This is a genomic window from Flavobacteriales bacterium (assembly GCA_016716605.1).
Taxonomy (GTDB): domain Bacteria; phylum Bacteroidota; class Bacteroidia; order Flavobacteriales_F; family PHOS-HE28; genus PHOS-HE28.
This window is the reverse complement of the sequence record JADJWA010000001.1, coordinates 1,337,508-1,354,083: the sequence shown is the minus strand read 5'-3', so window position 1 is coordinate 1,354,083 and position 16,576 is coordinate 1,337,508. Positions and strand designations below refer to the sequence as shown.

At 62.8% G+C, this 16,576-nt stretch carries 12 protein-coding genes; 9 read left to right on the top strand and 3 right to left on the bottom strand.

The features are described from left to right. Positions 1-1,166: 1,166 nt before the first annotated feature. Together IPM12_05305 and IPM12_05300 are read left to right on the top strand one after the other, a co-directional pair. Complete coding sequence (locus IPM12_05305) at positions 1,167-2,102, top strand: type IX secretion system membrane protein PorP/SprF (GenBank protein MBK9147226.1); 936 nt, start codon at positions 1,167-1,169, stop codon at positions 2,100-2,102. 2 nt (positions 2,103-2,104) lie between these two features. After that, positions 2,105-4,285: a carboxypeptidase regulatory-like domain-containing protein gene (locus IPM12_05300; protein MBK9147225.1), complete on the top strand. Its 2,181-nt coding sequence runs from the start codon at positions 2,105-2,107 to the stop codon at positions 4,283-4,285. Between the two features lie 192 nt (positions 4,286-4,477). Here IPM12_05300 and atpC read toward each other — a convergent pair whose 3' ends face one another. Next, complete coding sequence (gene atpC / locus IPM12_05295) at positions 4,478-4,711, bottom strand: ATP synthase F1 subunit epsilon (protein ID MBK9147224.1); 234 nt, start codon at positions 4,709-4,711, stop codon at positions 4,478-4,480. Positions 4,712-4,790: 79 nt separating this feature from the next. Then, positions 4,791-6,302, bottom strand: a complete 1,512-nt coding sequence (locus IPM12_05290; protein ID MBK9147223.1) for a F0F1 ATP synthase subunit beta — start codon at positions 6,300-6,302, stop codon at positions 4,791-4,793. Positions 6,303-6,523: 221 nt separating this feature from the next. Here IPM12_05290 and IPM12_05285 point away from each other — a divergent pair, with 221 nt between their 5' ends. The 4 genes from IPM12_05285 (at position 6,524) to IPM12_05270 (ending at position 9,748) form a co-directional block, all read left to right on the top strand. Then, the gene (locus IPM12_05285) at positions 6,524-7,465 is read left to right on the top strand and encodes a bifunctional riboflavin kinase/FAD synthetase (GenBank protein ID MBK9147222.1); all 942 of its coding nucleotides are present in this window, start codon (positions 6,524-6,526) and stop codon (positions 7,463-7,465) included. A gap of 8 nt (positions 7,466-7,473) precedes the next feature. Continuing rightward, positions 7,474-8,055 (top strand): leucine-rich repeat domain-containing protein, encoded by a 582-nt coding sequence (locus IPM12_05280; GenBank protein ID MBK9147221.1) that lies wholly within the window; start codon positions 7,474-7,476, stop codon positions 8,053-8,055. A 103-nt stretch (positions 8,056-8,158) separates the two neighbouring features. Then, positions 8,159-8,734, top strand: coding sequence for a nicotinamide mononucleotide transporter (locus IPM12_05275; GenBank protein MBK9147220.1), 576 nt, complete (start codon positions 8,159-8,161; stop codon positions 8,732-8,734). A 282-nt stretch (positions 8,735-9,016) separates the two neighbouring features. Next, on the top strand, positions 9,017-9,748 hold the full coding sequence (locus IPM12_05270; GenBank protein ID MBK9147219.1) for a lysoplasmalogenase: 732 nt from the start codon (positions 9,017-9,019) through the stop codon (positions 9,746-9,748). A 5-nt stretch (positions 9,749-9,753) separates the two neighbouring features. Here the strand turns inward: IPM12_05270 and recG are convergent, their stop codons facing one another. After that, complete coding sequence (gene recG / locus IPM12_05265) at positions 9,754-11,853, bottom strand: ATP-dependent DNA helicase RecG (protein MBK9147218.1); 2,100 nt, start codon at positions 11,851-11,853, stop codon at positions 9,754-9,756. Positions 11,854-11,896: 43 nt separating this feature from the next. Between recG and IPM12_05260 the strand changes: the two genes are divergently transcribed. The 3 genes from IPM12_05260 (at position 11,897) to IPM12_05250 (ending at position 16,553) form a co-directional block, all read left to right on the top strand. Next, positions 11,897-13,324, top strand: a complete 1,428-nt coding sequence (locus IPM12_05260; protein MBK9147217.1) for a hypothetical protein — start codon at positions 11,897-11,899, stop codon at positions 13,322-13,324. A 161-nt stretch (positions 13,325-13,485) separates the two neighbouring features. After that, positions 13,486-13,881, top strand: a complete 396-nt coding sequence (locus IPM12_05255; protein ID MBK9147216.1) for an RNA-binding protein — start codon at positions 13,486-13,488, stop codon at positions 13,879-13,881. Between the two features lie 158 nt (positions 13,882-14,039). Continuing rightward, positions 14,040-16,553, top strand: coding sequence for an outer membrane beta-barrel protein (locus IPM12_05250; protein MBK9147215.1), 2,514 nt, complete (start codon positions 14,040-14,042; stop codon positions 16,551-16,553). Positions 16,554-16,576 lie beyond the last annotated feature (23 nt).

The window sequence follows — 16,576 nt, the reverse complement described above, 5'->3', positions numbered from 1 at the left end:
GGACCATCACCAATGGGCCATGCGGCGATACGCAGGATGAGGTGACGGTGGTGGTCTTCGATGGCAATCTGCCGGCCTCGGCCGCCGGTCCGGACCAGCAGATCTGCACGCCCACAAGCACTGTGACCCTGCAAGGCAGTGCGGTGAGCGCACCGGCGGTGGGCACCTGGGTGTTCGCCAGCGGCAATGCCACCATCAGCAACGCGAATGCGCCGAACGCCACGCTCAGCGGACTCACCGTGGGCACCTACGTACTGCAGTGGGTCGTGGCCAACGGGCCTTGTGGAACCACCACCGATGATGTGACCATCAGCGTGTTCGACGGCGATGCGGCTGATGCGGCCGCCGGTCCAGACCAATCGTTCTGCACGCCGATCACCGGGCAAGTGACCATGCTTGGAAGCAGCCCCACCGCACCGGCCAACGGCACCTGGACATTGATCAGCGGACAAGGAAGCATCGACCAGGCCAATGACCCATTCACGGTGATCACAGGCCTCGGCCTCGGTGCCAACGTCTTCCAGTGGACCATCGATAACGGCCCATGCGGCAGCAGCAATGACCAGGTGGCACTGATGGTGTACGATCACACCGTGCCGCCCGCCGATGCGGGTCCCGATCAGGACTATTGCCAGACCACCACGAGCACCACGCTCAACGCCGTTCCGGCCACCAGCACGGCCAGCGGGTTCTGGTCACTGCTTGCGGGCAGCGGCACCATCGCACAGCCCACGGACCCGGCCACCAACGTGACCGGCCTGGCGCTCGGCAGCAACGTGTTCATGTGGACGGTCACCAACGGCGACTGCGGCAGCACAACCGACACGATGACCGTGCTGATCAAGGATTGCGAGACCATCGTGGTCCCCGATGCCTTCTCGCCCAACGGCGATGGCACCAACGACATGTTCGTGATCACCAACATCGAGTACTACCCCAGCAACAGGTTCACGGTGTTCAACCGCTGGGGCAACAAGGTGTACGAGGCCACGCCCTACAACAACCAATGGGACGGCACGAGCCAGTTCGGATCGGCCTTCAAGGAGGGCCTGCCCGAAGGCACCTACTACTACATCCTCGACCTCGGCACGGACAAGGACCCCTACACCGGGTACATCTACCTGCGCCGCTAAGGCCGCATCATGAAGCGCCAAAAAGCAATCAAGATGAAGACGAGAATCGCCAGAAGATGGACCGGCAGCGCGCTGGGGATGCTCTTGGGAACGTCGCTCCTTGCCCAGCAGGACCCGCAGTTCACGCAATACATGTTCAACATGCTCGCGCTGAACCCGGCCTATGCGGGAAGCCATGATCGCCTGAGCCTGAAAGCCCTCACGCGCCACCAGTGGGTGGGCTTCGAGGGTGCGCCCACCACGCAAACGCTCACGGCGCACGGCCCGGTGTTCAACGAGAGCTTCGCGCTGGGCGGAACGGTGATGCGCGATGCGCACGGCCCCGTGACGCAGTACGGCTTCATGGTGGATGCAGCCTACCGCATGTTCCTGGGCAACAGCACGCTGGCCTTCGGCCTCAAAGGCGGCCTCAATCTGTTCCAAGGGAAGTTCGCCGAGCTCAATCCGCACACGCCCGGCGACCAAGTCTTCCAGGCTAACGTGAATACCAAGCTCGATCCGCAATTCGGCTTCGGCCTCATGTGGTACAGCGACCGGCACTACATCGGCCTGAGCACCCCGAAGCTGCTCCGCACGGAATTCTTCCAGACCGACTCGCTCGCCTTCGTGAGCCAACCCGGCCAGCGCCCGCACTACTTCCTATCGGGCGGCTACGTGTTCGACATCGGCATCTACCACAAATTCAAGCCCACCTTCCTGCTCAAGGCTGTGCAAGGCGCGCCGCTGAGCTTCGACCTCAGCGCCAACTTCCTCTTCTATGAGAAGTTCTGGCTGGGCGCCATGTACCGCCATACCGATGCCGTTGGCGCGCTGGCGCAGTACCACCTCACCGACGACCTCAGTGTGGGCTATGCCTACGACTTCACGCTCTCACCGCTCAGGAACTACAGCGGCGGAAGCCACGAGATCATGGTCGGCCTCAACCTGGGCAAACCCGTGAAGGGCGTCCGTTCACCCCGTTACTTCTGATCATGAGCCCACGCATGCACCGCATCCGTTCGCTGGCCGCGCTGGCGGCCCTGCTGATAGCCGCTACCGCGAGCGCGCAGAAGCTGCAGCAGCGCATGGCCGAGCGCTATACTGACGTTTTCGATTACGCCAAGGTGGCCTCCATCTACGAGGACCTCGATGCGCGCGGCAAGAGCGACGCTGAAACGCTGCGCCTGCTGGCCAAGGCCTACACCAAGCTCGGCAATCCGCCCGCGGCCGAAGGCGCCTATCGCCGCCTGATGATCGCCCCCGGCCGCACCATCGACGATGTGCGCGCCTTCGGCGATGCGCTGCGCGCGAACGGCAAGTACAACGAGGCCCTGGAGCAGTACCAGATCTTCGCGAAAGAGCGTCCGGATGATGCCCGCGTGAATGGCTATCTGCGCACACCGGACCTCTTCTACCGCCTCAAGCGCGATAGCGCCAGCGCCACCATCCGCAAGGTGCCGATCAACAGCCCGCAGGCCGATCTTGGCATGAGCGTGATGGGCGAGTTCCTGCTCTTCAGCAGCGCGCGCGGCGAAGGAACCGGCGGATCGCGCGGCTACGCCTGGGATGACGAGCCTTTCCTTAACCTCTACAGCGCCGAACTCAAGGGAGAGACCGCTGAGAATCCGCTGGTGATGCGGCAGCATATCAACAGCCGCTGGCACGATGGTACCGTGAGCTTCGACTCCCTGGCCAAGCGCATGTACTTCACGCGCAACAATGTCTGGTACGGCACCGCGCAGAAGAGCAAGCGCGGTGAACTGAACCTCGGCATCTACTTCAGCGATGTGGTCAAGGGCGAATTCGGCCAGGAGGAATGGGGCAACATCATCCCCTTCGACCACAACGACCCGGAATTCAATCTCGGGCATCCCAACGTCAGCCCCGATGGCCGGACGCTCTACTTCGCGTGCGACCGGCCCGGCGGCGAAGGCGGCGTGGATATCTGGATGTGCAAGAACCTGGGCAATCAATGGGGCGCGCCGGAGAACCTTGGGCCCAAGGTGAATACGCCCGGCGACGAGATGCACCCGTACATGGCCGCCAACGGCACCCTCTACTTCGCAAGCAACGGGCATCCCGGCCTGGGCGGGCTCGATCTGTTCTTCTCGCGCATCGGCAGCACCGGACCGGGCAACGTGTTCAACCTGGGTTACCCCATGAGCACGCGCTTCAACGACCACGGCTTGATCCTGATCAACGATAGCACAGGGTTCTTCGTGAGCGACCGCACCGGCGGTGCGGGCAGCGATGACATCTACGGCTGCACCATCCGGCCGCAGCAGATGCGCCTGGCCGGCCGCGTGATCGACAAGGCCACCAAGGAACCGATCGAAACGGCCAGCATCACGGTGAAGGACGGCAAGGGCGAGACCGTGCGCAACGCGATCGTGCAGATGCTGCCCGGCGGAAAGTTCAGCATCGATGCGGATTACCGCGAGCGCTACCTCCTCGCAGCCAACGCCACCGGCTACAATCAAGCGGAGAAGTCCGTGGCCACCAACGACGATCAGCTGGAGGAGATCGTGATCGAGATGGAGAAGTACGATTACCTCGCAGAGGGCACCGTGCTCGACGGCAGCACCAACCTGCCACTGGCCGGCGCCACCGTGGTGCTCACCGATGGGCAAGGCAACGAGGTGGCGCGCCACGCCACCGACGACAGTGGCCGATACAGCTTCCCGCTCTTGAAGGAGACCGACTACCGCCTCCAGGCGGACAAGGAGAACTACTTCAAGCAGAGCGCACGCATCAGCACGCGCACGGCAACGAGCCCTGTGATCCGCACGGATTTCCGACTCTTCCCGCTGGAAGTGAACCAGGTGGTGCGCCTCGACAACATCTTCTACGACTACAACAAATGGAACATCCGCCCGGATGCCGCCATCGAGCTTGACAAGCTGGTGCAGACCCTGCGCGACAACCCTACCGTTCGCATTGAACTGAGCAGTCACACCGATTGCCGAGGCAAGGACGCGTACAACATGAGCCTCTCGGAGAAGCGCGCCAAGAGCGCTGTGGACTACCTCATCAGCCAGGGCATCGAGAAAGGACGATTGATGAGCAAGGGCTACGGCGAAAGCAAGCCCAGCGAGGCATGCGCCTGCGAGAAATGCAGTGAGGAGCAGCACCAGAACAACCGGCGCACTGAATTCAAGGTGTTGAGCAAGTAACACGGGCTAACCGCCTGTGTGCTCGCACAGCGCACAACAGCATGGTCCGGGGTTAGGGGACCAAAGGGGGACGGACGGGTCGAGGCGCAAGCCGAGGCCCGTTCGTCGTTTCCGTGGTTCCCCGCGCATCCAATTCCAAACGGCGCCCTTTTGGAGCGCCGTTCGCGTCTGTTCCATAATCGATCCGGCGACTTACTCCGCGAGCACCAGCACCGTGTTCTTCATCACCTCCACCACACCGCCCTTCACCGGGAAGCGCTTCTCGCCTTCCGCGGTCTTCACCGTCACATCACCTGCCTTGAGCACGGTGATCAATGGCGCGTGATTGTTCAGGAAGCCCATGCCGCCATCAACGCCGGGCACGCCTACGTAGCTGGCCTCGCCCTTGAAGAGCTCTTTATCCGGGGTGATTATCTCGACTTTCATCTCAGTTGCCGGTTGGAGGTTATTGGTTGCTCTTGTGTCACAGGGCATTCAACCCTCACGGCAATTCAACCTTACCTCCCTAAGCCTTTGCCGTTTCAGCCAGCATTTTCTTGCCCGCAGCGATCACGTCCTCGATGTTGCCCTTCAGGTTGAAGGCGGTCTCGGGGTATTCGTCCATCTCGCCGTCGAGGATCATGTTGAAGCCCTTGATGGTCTCTTCGATGGGGACCATCACGCCCTTGAGGCCGGTGAACTGCTCTGCCACGAAGAAGGGTTGGCTCAGGAAGCGCTGCACCTTGCGGGCGCGGTTCACGGCCATCTTGTCCTCCTCGCTGAGCTCGTCCATGCCCAGGATCGCGATGATGTCCTGCAACTCCTTGTAGCGCTGGAGGATGGCCTTCACCCGTTGGGCGCAGTCGTAATGCTGATCGCCCACAATGGCGGGTGTCAGGATCCGGCTGGTGCTATCCAGGGGGTCCACAGAAGGATAGATGCCGAGCTCGGCGATCTTCCGGCTCAATACGGTGGTGGCATCCAAGTGCGCGAACGTGGTGGCGGGTGCGGGATCGGTCAAATCATCAGCAGGCACATACACCGCTTGCACGCTGGTGATGGAGCCGCGCTTGGTAGAGGTGATGCGCTCTTGCATGGCGCCCATCTCGGTGGCCAAGGTGGGCTGGTATCCCACAGCGCTCGGCATACGGCCGAGGAGAGCCGATACTTCGGAGCCGGCCTGCGTGAAGCGGAAGATATTGTCCACGAAGAACAGGATGTCGCGGCCGCCGCTCTGCTCATCGCCATCGCGGAAGTACTCAGCGAGGGTGAGGCCGCTGAGCGCCACGCGGGCACGAGCGCCGGGAGGCTCATTCATCTGCCCGAAAACGAAGGTGGCCTGCGAGCTCTCAAGCTGTGTGTAATCCACCTTGCTCAGGTCCCAGCCGCCTTCTTCCATGCTGTGCTTGAAGCCTTCACCGTACTTGATGATGCCGGCCTCGATCATCTCGCGCAGCAGGTCGTTGCCTTCGCGGGTGCGCTCACCCACCCCGGCGAACACGCTGTATCCGCTGTAGCCCTTGGCGATGTTGTTGATCAGCTCTTGGATGAGCACGGTCTTGCCCACCCCGGCGCCGCCGAACAGGCCGATCTTACCGCCTTTCGCGTAGGGCTCGATCAGGTCGATCACCTTGATCCCCGTGAAGAGGATCTCAGCGCTGGTGGTGAGTTCCTCGAACTTCGGTGCTTCGCGGTGGATGGGATAGCTCTTGCCGGTATTCAGCGGCTTCATGCCATCGATGGCATTGCCGGTCACATTGAAGAGGCGGCCTTTGATCGCATCGCCTACGGGCATGCTGATGGGCTTGCCCATGGCCTCAACTTGGTTGTCGCGGGCCACGCCGTCGGTGCTCTCCATGGATACCGCGCGAACGGTGTCTTCACCGATGAGCTGCTGGGTCTCCAATACGAGGATGCTGCCGTCCGGACGGGTGATGTGTAGGGCGTCGTAGATGTTGGGCAGGTCGTTGCCGCCTTCGAAGCGAACGTCGACCACGGGTCCGATGACCTGGACGACCTTTCCGATGTGCTTGGCCATGAGGGAGTTGGGCTGTTCTGTGGGGGCTGCCCCCGTTTTGCGGCCGCGAATGTAGGGCTTGCGGTCAGAAGGGCAAATGGGGGTTGCCAACAGGTGTTGGAGACTGAGGCCAGCGTCCGGGCGCAGCCATAGGTTGGGGGGTGGAGGTTGAAGGCTGGAGCAACTCCCAACCCTCATCAACCTCCAGCCCTCAACCACTCCTAGAACGACCTTCGCACCCGATGCTCGTCCACACAGACATCAACGATTTCAAGGGCGTGAAGCGCCCGGTGCTCACCACGGGCACCTTCGATGGGGTGCATCGCGGGCACAGAGCCATCATCGAGCGGCTGATCGCGCGGGCAAAGAAGGAAGAGGGCGAGAGCGTGCTCTTCACCTTCCACCCGCACCCGCGCATGGTGCTTTTCCCCGGTGATGGCGATCTGAAACTGCTGAGCACGCAAGAGGAGAAGCGCGCCTTGCTCGAAGCGGCCGGCCTTGACCACTTGCTGGTAGTTCCCTTCAGCCGGCAGTTCTCGCGCATGCACGCGCTCGACTACGTGCGCGACGTGCTGGTGGGCGCCATCGGTGCGCGCGCCGTCGTCATCGGCTACGACCATCGCTTCGGCCGCAACCGTGAGGGGGACCTGGTGCTCCTGCGACAGCTCGGCGAGGCCTATGACATCGACGTGGAAGAGATACCGGCCCAAGAGGTGGACCACGTGAAGGTGAGCAGCACCAAGATCCGCCAGGCACTGCAGGCCGGAGAGGTCGCCGCTGCGAACGAGCTGCTTGGCTATTCCTATCCGCTCCATGGCGTGGTGGTGAAGGGCGATCAGCTAGGCCGCACCATCGGTTATCCCACGGCCAATATCGGCGCAACGGATCCTTACAAGCTCATCCCCGGCAACGGAGTGTACGCAGTTGAGGCCTACTTGAAGGATGGCGATCGCAAGGGCATGCTGTATATCGGTGAGCGGCCCACCGTGAGCGGCGGCCTGCAACGCAACATAGAGGTGAACATCTTCGGGTTGGACCGCGATCTGTACGGCGAGGCCATCACCGTGCGCTTCATCCACCGCCTCCGCGGCGATCAACGATTCGAGAGCATGGAAGCTCTGAAGGACCAGCTTCACATAGACAAGCGGATGGCTATGGCGCACTTCAATCCCACCGAAGCATGAGACCGGCCATGCTCCTCCTGCTCCTATTGGCTTCGCTCATTGCGCAGGGGCAATTGCTCACGCAAGGCGCGCTCGACAGCACACGCACCTACAGGAGCCTTGAGCGGGCTTTGGCCGAACCGGAGAAAGTCTTCAAGCTCGACCTGAGCGGCAAGAAACTGAAAGCCGTGCCGGAGGACCTGCGAAAGCTGCGCAACCTGAATTCCCTCGACCTGAGCGGCAATAAGCTGAAGGAGTTCCCGGAATGGATGGGCGAGCTGCAGAGCATGCAGGAGTTCCGCGCATCGCGCAACAAGCTCAGCGCCTTCCCGGAGTCCATCTGCAAATGGCGGGCTCTCAAGCGGCTCGACCTGAGCCGCAATGCGCTACCTGGCGTGCCAAGGTGCCTGGGCCAATTGCGGCAGCTCGTCTCGCTCGATTTATGGGATAATGACCTCGCGGACTTCCCGAAGGAGCTCGATAAGTTGGAGGCGCTCCGCTTCCTCGATCTGCGCGGCATCCAATTCAGCGAAGAGGAAATGGAAGGCATCCGCGAGCTCTTCCCGCGCACCAAGATCGAGTTCAGCCCCAGCTGCAATTGTGGGATGTAGCTCAGGTGTAGTGCTGGCTTGATGAGGTAGTGTGTCGATGGTTGCGAATGCGCTCAGAACCCACAACCATCATTCTAGCAACCTGCAAACCCCAGCCATCGGCGTGAACTGGAATTGGCTTGAAGCCCTGGCCGCCGGCGGCAACCTGGCCTATACGGTACTGATGCTCTATGAGCGCCGTATCGGATGGGCCTTCGGATTCGTCGCGTCGGCGCTGGGAGTAGCACTCTTCCTGCATTCACAGGTCTATGCGCAGGCGGCGCTGAGCGCGTATTACATGGCCATGGGCGCCTATGGCTGGTGGTCGTGGGGCCGACACAATGGCAAGGAGCTCTCCATCACGCGCAGACCTGCCGGGTTCCATGCCGCCATGATCGTAGGAGGCCTACTGCTCGCCGGTGCGGTCAACTTCCTCTTGCTGCTCCTGCCCGATGCGCAATTCACGGTGCTCGATGGCATCGCAACGGCCTTCAGCTTGCTGGCGACCTGGATGCTGGCGCGCAAGATCCTCGAGAACTGGGCCTATTGGATCGCGGCCGATCTGGTGGCCATCATCCTGTACGCGCTGCTCGAACTTTGGTGGTACGCCGCGCTCTACGCCATATACGTGAGTATCTCCGCTGCAGCGCTGGTGCGCTGGGGCAGGCAGCATCGGGCGAAGGGGCGAGCAGGCGCTTGATGGCGCGCTCACCACCCGCCTCGCGCCGCTGCAATCGCGAAGATGATCAGCAGCAGCAGGAGGCCATAGGCAAAGGCTTGAGGCGGAGTGCGGCGTAAAAAGGTCTGCATGTGTTCGATGTTGGGCGCGAAGCAATCCCATTGATGTGCCCTGAATGGGAAGCGGGCGTGAAGAGCTTGCGTGACTTGGTCGTTCCGTTCCTCCGGTCCATCAGCCCTTGCGATGGATGTGTTCGCTGGCTGGGACCTCCGCGCTGCTCCGCATTTACCTTGCGCCCGAGCCATGCGTGCACTGAGGAACCATTGGTTGAGCGGGGCGCTCTTCGCTGCGGCCACCGCCGGCGCCATTCTTGGAGAGTGGCGCGGACAGCATCTGCTCGTTTATGCGTGCAAGCCGTTGATGATGGTGTTGCTTGGCATCTGGTTCTACCTCAACAGCCGCCGCAATGGCGATCGCTTCACGCTGCTGATCCAGGCCGGGCTGTTCTTCTCGCTCCTCGGCGATGCGGCCTTGATGTTCGATCACATCGACCAGTTCTTCTTCCTCATCGGCCTTGGTGCATTCTTGATCGCACAGATCTGCTACGCCCTGGGATTCGCGCAGAACGTGGCCGATGGCGGCAACAGCCCCGGCCTGCTCATCGGCATCCTAATCGCGGCAGTGGTGCTCACCTATGGCGTGCTCTTCGGCATCGACTTGCTGCAGAGCGTCGATGACGACGTCCTGGTTCCCGTGGGCATCTATGCGATCACGATCGCGCTCATGGGATCCGCCGCTGCGCTTCGCTTCGGCCGCACCTACCTTCCGAGCTTCATCATGGTGATGGCCGGCGCCGCGCTCTTCATCGCATCGGACAGCATCCTGGCCACGCATCGCTTCGTGCGCGTGATCGATCATGCGCCCTTCAGCGTGATGCTCACCTATGCGCTGGGCCAGTACCTGATCGCTCGTGGCTGCCTGAGGCATGTGCTGGACCCGGAGGAAATGCGCCGCCGCGCCGCGCTCGATACCTGATCCGATCAACTGATCCGGCCCCAGGCCACCTGCTGCTTCCGATCGGCGATGGCGCGAGCGATCGGTGCATGCTGCGGCGCGCGTAGCGCTGGATCCCAGTCGAGCACACGCTGGGCGGCCTGTCTAGCCTGCTGCAGCAGCTCCTGGTCCTCCACCAGGTCGGCGATCCGCAATTGCGGCAATCCGCTCTGCTGCGTGCCGAGCAGGTCGCCGGGGCCGCGCAGGCGCAGGTCGGTCTCCGCGATCTGGAATCCATCGTTGGTGCGCACCATGGTGGAAAGGCGCGTCCGTGCATCGCTGGAGAGCTTGTCGCCGGTCATGAGGATGCAGAAGCTCTGCTCGGCGCCTCGACCCACGCGTCCGCGCAACTGGTGCAATTGGGAGAGGCCGAAGCGCTCTGCGTTCTCGATCACCATCACGCTGGCGTTTGGCACGTCCACGCCCACCTCGATCACCGTGGTGCTCACCAGTATGTTCGTCTCGCCTTTCTTGAAGCGCGCCATCTCGTAGTCCTTGATCGCCGGATCCATGCGGCCATGGATGATGCCCACCGCGTATTGCGGCAGAGGGAATCGGCGGCTCAGGCTCTCGAAGCCATCGGTCACATCCTTCAGGTCGCTCTTCTCGCTCTCTTCGATCAGCGGGTACACCACGTACACCTGACGGCCCTTCGCGAGCTCTTCTTCCAGGAATCCGAACACCGCATTGCGCGCACTATCGAAGCGATGCACGGTGCGGATCGGCTTGCGGCCCGGCGGCAGCTCGTCGATGATGCTCGTATCGAGGTCGCCGTAGAGCGTCATCGCCAGGGTGCGCGGGATGGGCGTGGCGGTCATCACCAGCACGTGCGGCGGCACCTCGCTCTTGGCCCAGAGCCGCGCGCGCTGCGCCACGCCGAAGCGATGCTGTTCATCGATCACCACCAAGCCGAGGCGATCGAACACCACGCGGTCCTCGAGCAACGCATGCGTGCCCACGATGATGTGCACCTCACCGAGCCGGAGCGCTTGCAGGATGCTCTTGCGTTCGGCCTGCCTGGTGCTACCGGTGAGCAGGCGCACCACCACGGGCATGCCTTCGAGCATGCGTGAAAGCGTGGAGAAGTGCTGCTGCGCGAGGATCTCCGTGGGTGCCATGAGGGCGGCTTGGAATCCGTTGTCGAGCGCGATGAGCATGCTGAGCAGGCCCACGAGGGTCTTGCCGCTGCCCACATCGCCTTGCAGCAATCGATTCATCTGCTTGCCGCTGCCCATGTCCTTGCGTATCTCCTTCACCACCCGCTTCTGCGCACCGGTGAGCTCGAACGGCAGATGCTCCGCATGGAAGGTCTTCAGCTTCGCACCCACTTCGGCGAAGACATGGCCGCGCACCTGCTGCTGCGCGAGCAGCTTGTTTCGCAGCAGGCCGAGCTGGATGAAGAAGAGCTCCTCGAACTTCAAGCGCGTGCGGGCGAGACCGAGCCGTTGCGCGTCCGTGGGCGCATGCACCTGGCGGAAGGCCTCTTCACGCGTGATGCCGCCGAGCCATTGCACCTGCTCCGCGACCAGCGTCTCGGGCAGCGCGCCGACGACCTGCGGCAACAGGGCCTTCTGCAGCTTCCAGAGGGCACGGCTGGTGAGCCCGCGTGCCACCAGCTTCTCCGTGGTGCTGTACACCGGTTGCAGCGCGGCGTCGATTCCGCTGTCCCATGCCGAGGCGAGCTCGAGCTCCGGGTGCGCCATGTTCAGCTTGCCCTTGAAGGTGCCGGGCTTGCCGAACACCACGTACTCCTCACCTGGCTTCAATCCCTGCTGCACCCATTTCAAGCCCTTGAACCACACCAGCTCCAAGGTCCCGGTGGCGTCGCTGAAGGTGGCCGTGATCCGCCGCGCCTGCTTCTCGCCCATGAGCTTCGGCGCCGAGATGCGGCCGCGCAGCTGCGCCTGCTGATGCTCCTCGGGCGCAGCGGCCAGCTCCTTCACGGTGTGGAAACGGCTACGATCGATGTAGCGGAAAGGGAAATGCTGGAGCAGGTCGCCGAAGGTGGCTATGCCCAGCTCCGCGCGCAGCAGGTCGCCGCGTTGCGGACCAACGCCCTTGAGGTATTCGATCGGGCTATCGAGCATGGGCCACGGTGGAAAAGTACCGCCCTCACCTTTCTTTGAAGCGATGGCAGCAAACCCACCGGGCACGCATTCCGATTGGAATGAACGGCTGATGGCCGCGCTGCCCTGGCTCGTGCTCGGCTACCTCGCGCTCTTCGCGTGGCGCTTCGCGGATGAGCGCCTCTACGCCGATAGCGGCTACTACCTGGCGCGCGTGGTCAACGAAGGCGCCTTCCGCATCGAGCACGGCCGATGGGTGCTGGCCGTGGCGCAGGCGATCCCGCTCCTCGGCGTGAAGCTAGGCCTGCCGATGAAGGCGCTGATCATGCTGCATTCGCTGAGCAATGTGATCTGGATGGGGGCCTGCATGCTGATCGCGCAGCGTGTGCTCCGCGACCGCGAGGCTGCGCTGGCCATCGCAGCTTTGCATCTGATCGGCCTCACCCATGGGCTACTCTGCCCGGTGTTCGAGCTTTACTATGGCGCCGACCTGCTGGTGCTCTTCATCGCTGCGCGACGGAGCGCGATGGTTCCGGAGCCCTGGCGCTTGCTGGCGATGATCCTCATGGTCGCACTGATCGCCTCATGCCATGCGATCGGCTCCCTGTTGCTGGTGGCCGCGCTGGTCATGGAGCGCACATGTAGGAACCGGCGCGAGGCCACCATCCTCGTGTCTGCATTCGCCATCGTGATCGCCGTTCGCATGCTCACCGCCTCGGACTATGAGAAGGACAGTGCCTCGTTCATTCTGAAGGCGCGTGATCCTCTGGCGGTGGCCGAGGCGTTCTCCCCGACCGCGCTTTCGGGGCTGATCGCCTACGCCTTGCGGCACTATGCCGATGTGCTCGCCCTGGCCATCGCCGCCTCGGCGACGCTGATCAGGAGGCGAAGGCGTGCGGAAGTCCTGCTCTTCATCAGCTTCATTGCGCTGATGCATGCGCTCATTAGCCTGAAGCTGCCCGGATGGTTCCACGATCGCTACCGGGAGCAGGTGAACTTCGGCGTGGTCGCATGGGTGGTCATCATGCTGTTCTCAGAGGCGAAGCGCTCGCTGCACGCTCATGCCGGCTTCTCCTGGCTCCTGGCGGCAGCGCTCCTTTACCGGATGGTGGGGGCAGAGCGCATGGCTCCGCATTACTCGGAGCGTACCCAGCTCATTGAAGCGGGCATCGAGCAGGCGCGCCGCGAAGGCAAGAGCAAGGGAATCATCCCGGGCGCCTTCTTCGGTCCAGAGCACCATGCCATCGAGCTGCTCTGGTCGGTCCCGGTGGAGAGCCTGCTGCTCTCATCGAAGGGCGGACCAGCGGGCACGGTGTCCCTGATCACCACGGAGGACATTGACTTGGGCACGCTGCAAGGAGAATCGCATCGCTTCATCTTCAGGCGCTGGGATGTGATGGACCGCGGATGGCTCGATGAGCATTGGTTCCGGGAACCGGAAGGCGAATACACCCGGCTCGGATCCGCGCGGAGCGACCCCGGATCGCCATGATGCATGGTTCGGAATGTTGGCCCCGGCGGACCTGAAGCGGGCCACGGGCTTGCGGCGAAAGGTTTTCAGCCTACATTCGGCCCGCCCAACGGCCGGGGTGTTCTTTGGCGAGACCTCCACGGCACAGGCGAAAACGAACAAAAACCCAGTCAGTAGAACTCATGAACATTTACGTCGCCAACGTGCCTTACACTGTTAGGGACCAAGACCTCCGCGAGCTTTTCGAGCCTTTCGGAGAAGTGACCTCGGCCAAGATCATCATGGATCGCGCCACCAACCGGAGCCGTGGCTTCGGTTTCGTGGAGATGGCCGATGACAACGCTGGCCGCTCGGCCATCGAAGGCACCAATGGCAAGAATTTCCACGGCCGCGACCTGGTGGTGAACGAGGCCCGTCCTCGCACCGAGGGTGATCGCGGCGGCTTCGGCGGTGGCCGGGGCGGCGATCGCGGCGGCTTCGGCGGTGGTGACCGCGGTGGTTACGGCGGCGGCGGACGCGGCGGCGATCGCGGCGGATACCGCGAGCGCAGCGACCGCGGCGGACGCGACGACTACTAGGCCGGGAGCCTCACTCTGCAGAACAGGGGGCCGTCTCATCCGAGGCGGCCCCTTCCTTTTCCCGGTGCGTGAAAACCTGTTGCCGAATCGAACCATTCAGGTCGCCACGCATCCCGCTCGCGGCTCTTCCGCGAGCGAGCACGGTACTTTCGCCAGCCATGCCGATCCGCAGCACGTTCGCCTTACTCCTTTCGCTCATATCCGCATCCGTGATCGCGCAGCGACCCTCCGGCGCCCCGCCCTCCGGCCGGATGGCCGGTGGACCCGCGATCGGCAGGGTTTACGGGCGCGTGATCGATGCCGGCACAGGCAAAGGCGCCGAGTATACCACTGTGGCCGTGCGCCACGCATCCAAGGATAGCATCATCGGCGGCACCATCACGCGCAGTAACGGAGAATTCGCGGTGGACAAGCTCCCCATCGGGCCACCACTGAAGGTCACCATCAGTTTCATCGGCTACACGCCGTTCGAGAAACAGGTGCAGCTCACGCGCGACCGGTTGGAGCTCGACATGGGAAACATCACCCTGAAGCCCGATGCCGAGCAACTCGGCGATGTAGAAGTGACCGCCGAGCGCGCCACCATGGTGATGCAAGTTGACCGGCGCGTATTCACGGTGGATAAGGACCTGAGCGCGCAAGGAGGAACCGGCGTTGATGTGATGAAGAACGTGCCCGGCCTCAGCGTTGACCTGGACGGCAACGTGCAGATGCGCGGGGCATCGCCGCAGATCCTGGTGAACGGCAGGCCCACTTCCATGACGCTGGAGCAGATTCCGGCTGAGGACATCGAGAAAATCGAAGTGATCACCAACCCCTCCGTGGCCTTTGATGCCAACACCACCGGCGGCATCATCAACGTGGTGCTCAAGAAGACCACCAAGCCGGGCTACAGCGGGCAGGCGCAGCTCGGCGCGGGCACCAATAACCGGTACCAAGCCGGCCTCAACCTGAACATGAAAGAGGGCCGGTGGACCTTCGGCCTGAGCTACAACCACAACACCAGCCGCAACCTCACCGACGGCACCACCGACCGCACCGAGCGCAGCGCCGGCATCACAACCGGCTACTTCAACCAAGATGCCAGCAGCACCCATGCGCGCACCATGCATGGCGGCCGCTTCAGCGCCGATTGGCAGGTGACCAACCGCAACGTGATCAGCCTCTCGCAGAACATCCGGTTTCACGAGCATGCAGGCTCGGATCAGCTCGATGCCAGGATCCTCGGCGCAGGGAATGAAATGCTCTCCACCACGGAACAGCGCAACAGCAACGCAACGCAATCAGCCAGCGCCACAACCACGCTCGGCTTCCGCCGCAAGGCGCCGAAGGAAGGCCGGGAATGGGGCGCCGACCTCACCTACAACACCTGGAGGCGCAATAGCGTTGCGCAATTCGCGCAGTATAGCCGTGACATCGCCGGGAACGACCTGCCCTTCAGCCCGCGGGTGCAGGACAACAATGGCGGCAGCCGCTACGACCAGCTCTCGCTGCAGGCCGATTGGGCGGAACCGATCGGCGAACGCAATAAGCTCGAGCTGGGCATCAAATCGAGCTGGAAGGATGACAACACCTTCCTCCTGGCCTACGTGACCTCTCCACAGCTGGGCGAACTCGCGCTCGATACCAGCCTCACCAACGACTACTGCATCACCGACATCATCAACGCGGCTTACGTGAATTGGCAGCGCAAGCTCACCGATCACTGGGGCCTGCAGGCCGGATTCCGATTCGAGCAGACCTGGTTCGAGACAGTGGTGCGCAACAAGGACATCACCTTCAGTTACCGTTACCCCAATGGTGCGGAGAACATCGCGAAGGCGCTCTTCCCCGGGATCTACCTCTCACGCAAATGGGACAAGAGCATGCGCGAGCTGCAGGTGAACCTCTCGCGCAAGATCAGCAGGCCCAACTTCTGGCAGATCATGCCCTTCGTGATGTACGCCGACAGCCGCAACGTGCGCATCGGGAATCCAGCGCTCGCCCCCGAACTCAGCACCCTGGCCGAAGTGAACCACCTGCTGCCCTTCCTGAAGGACAAGGGCACCTGGCTCACCAGCCTCTTCGGCCGCCATACGCAGGACGTGATCACCAGCTACGCCACACCGCTCCCTTCGGACACCACCCTCCTGCTGAACACCTTCGTGAACGGCAGCTACAGCATGAGCGGTGGTTGGGAGAACATCGTGAAGCTTGAGCCGCTCACCGGCCTGCAGCTTACGCTGAGCGGCACTCTGCAGTACACCGATGTGGCCCTGCGCGCCAGCGACGGCGGCACGCGCAATGAGGGCTTCAATTGGAACGCGAAGGCGATGGTGGCCTGGCGCTTCATGAAGGATTGGAACATGCAGCTGAACGGCGAGTACGAAGGGCCGCGCATCCAGCCGCAAGGGCGCAGCATCGCGCAGTACGGCATCGACTTCAGCATGAACCACGACGTGACGCGCAAGGTGAGCCTGCTGCTCAGCGTGAACGATGTGTTCTTCACGCGGCGCTGGGGCAGCATCATCGACACGCCATCGCTCTACCAGGAGAGTTTCCGCCGCCGCGAGATGCGCTTCGTGCGCCTGACGCTCACCTGGAAATTCGGCGAGCAGAACACTTCGCTCTTCCGGCGCCGGCAGCAGCAGCGCCAGGAGCCTGGCACCACGGGCGGCGAAATGGACATGTAAGCCGCTTCGGCCGGGTACATTCG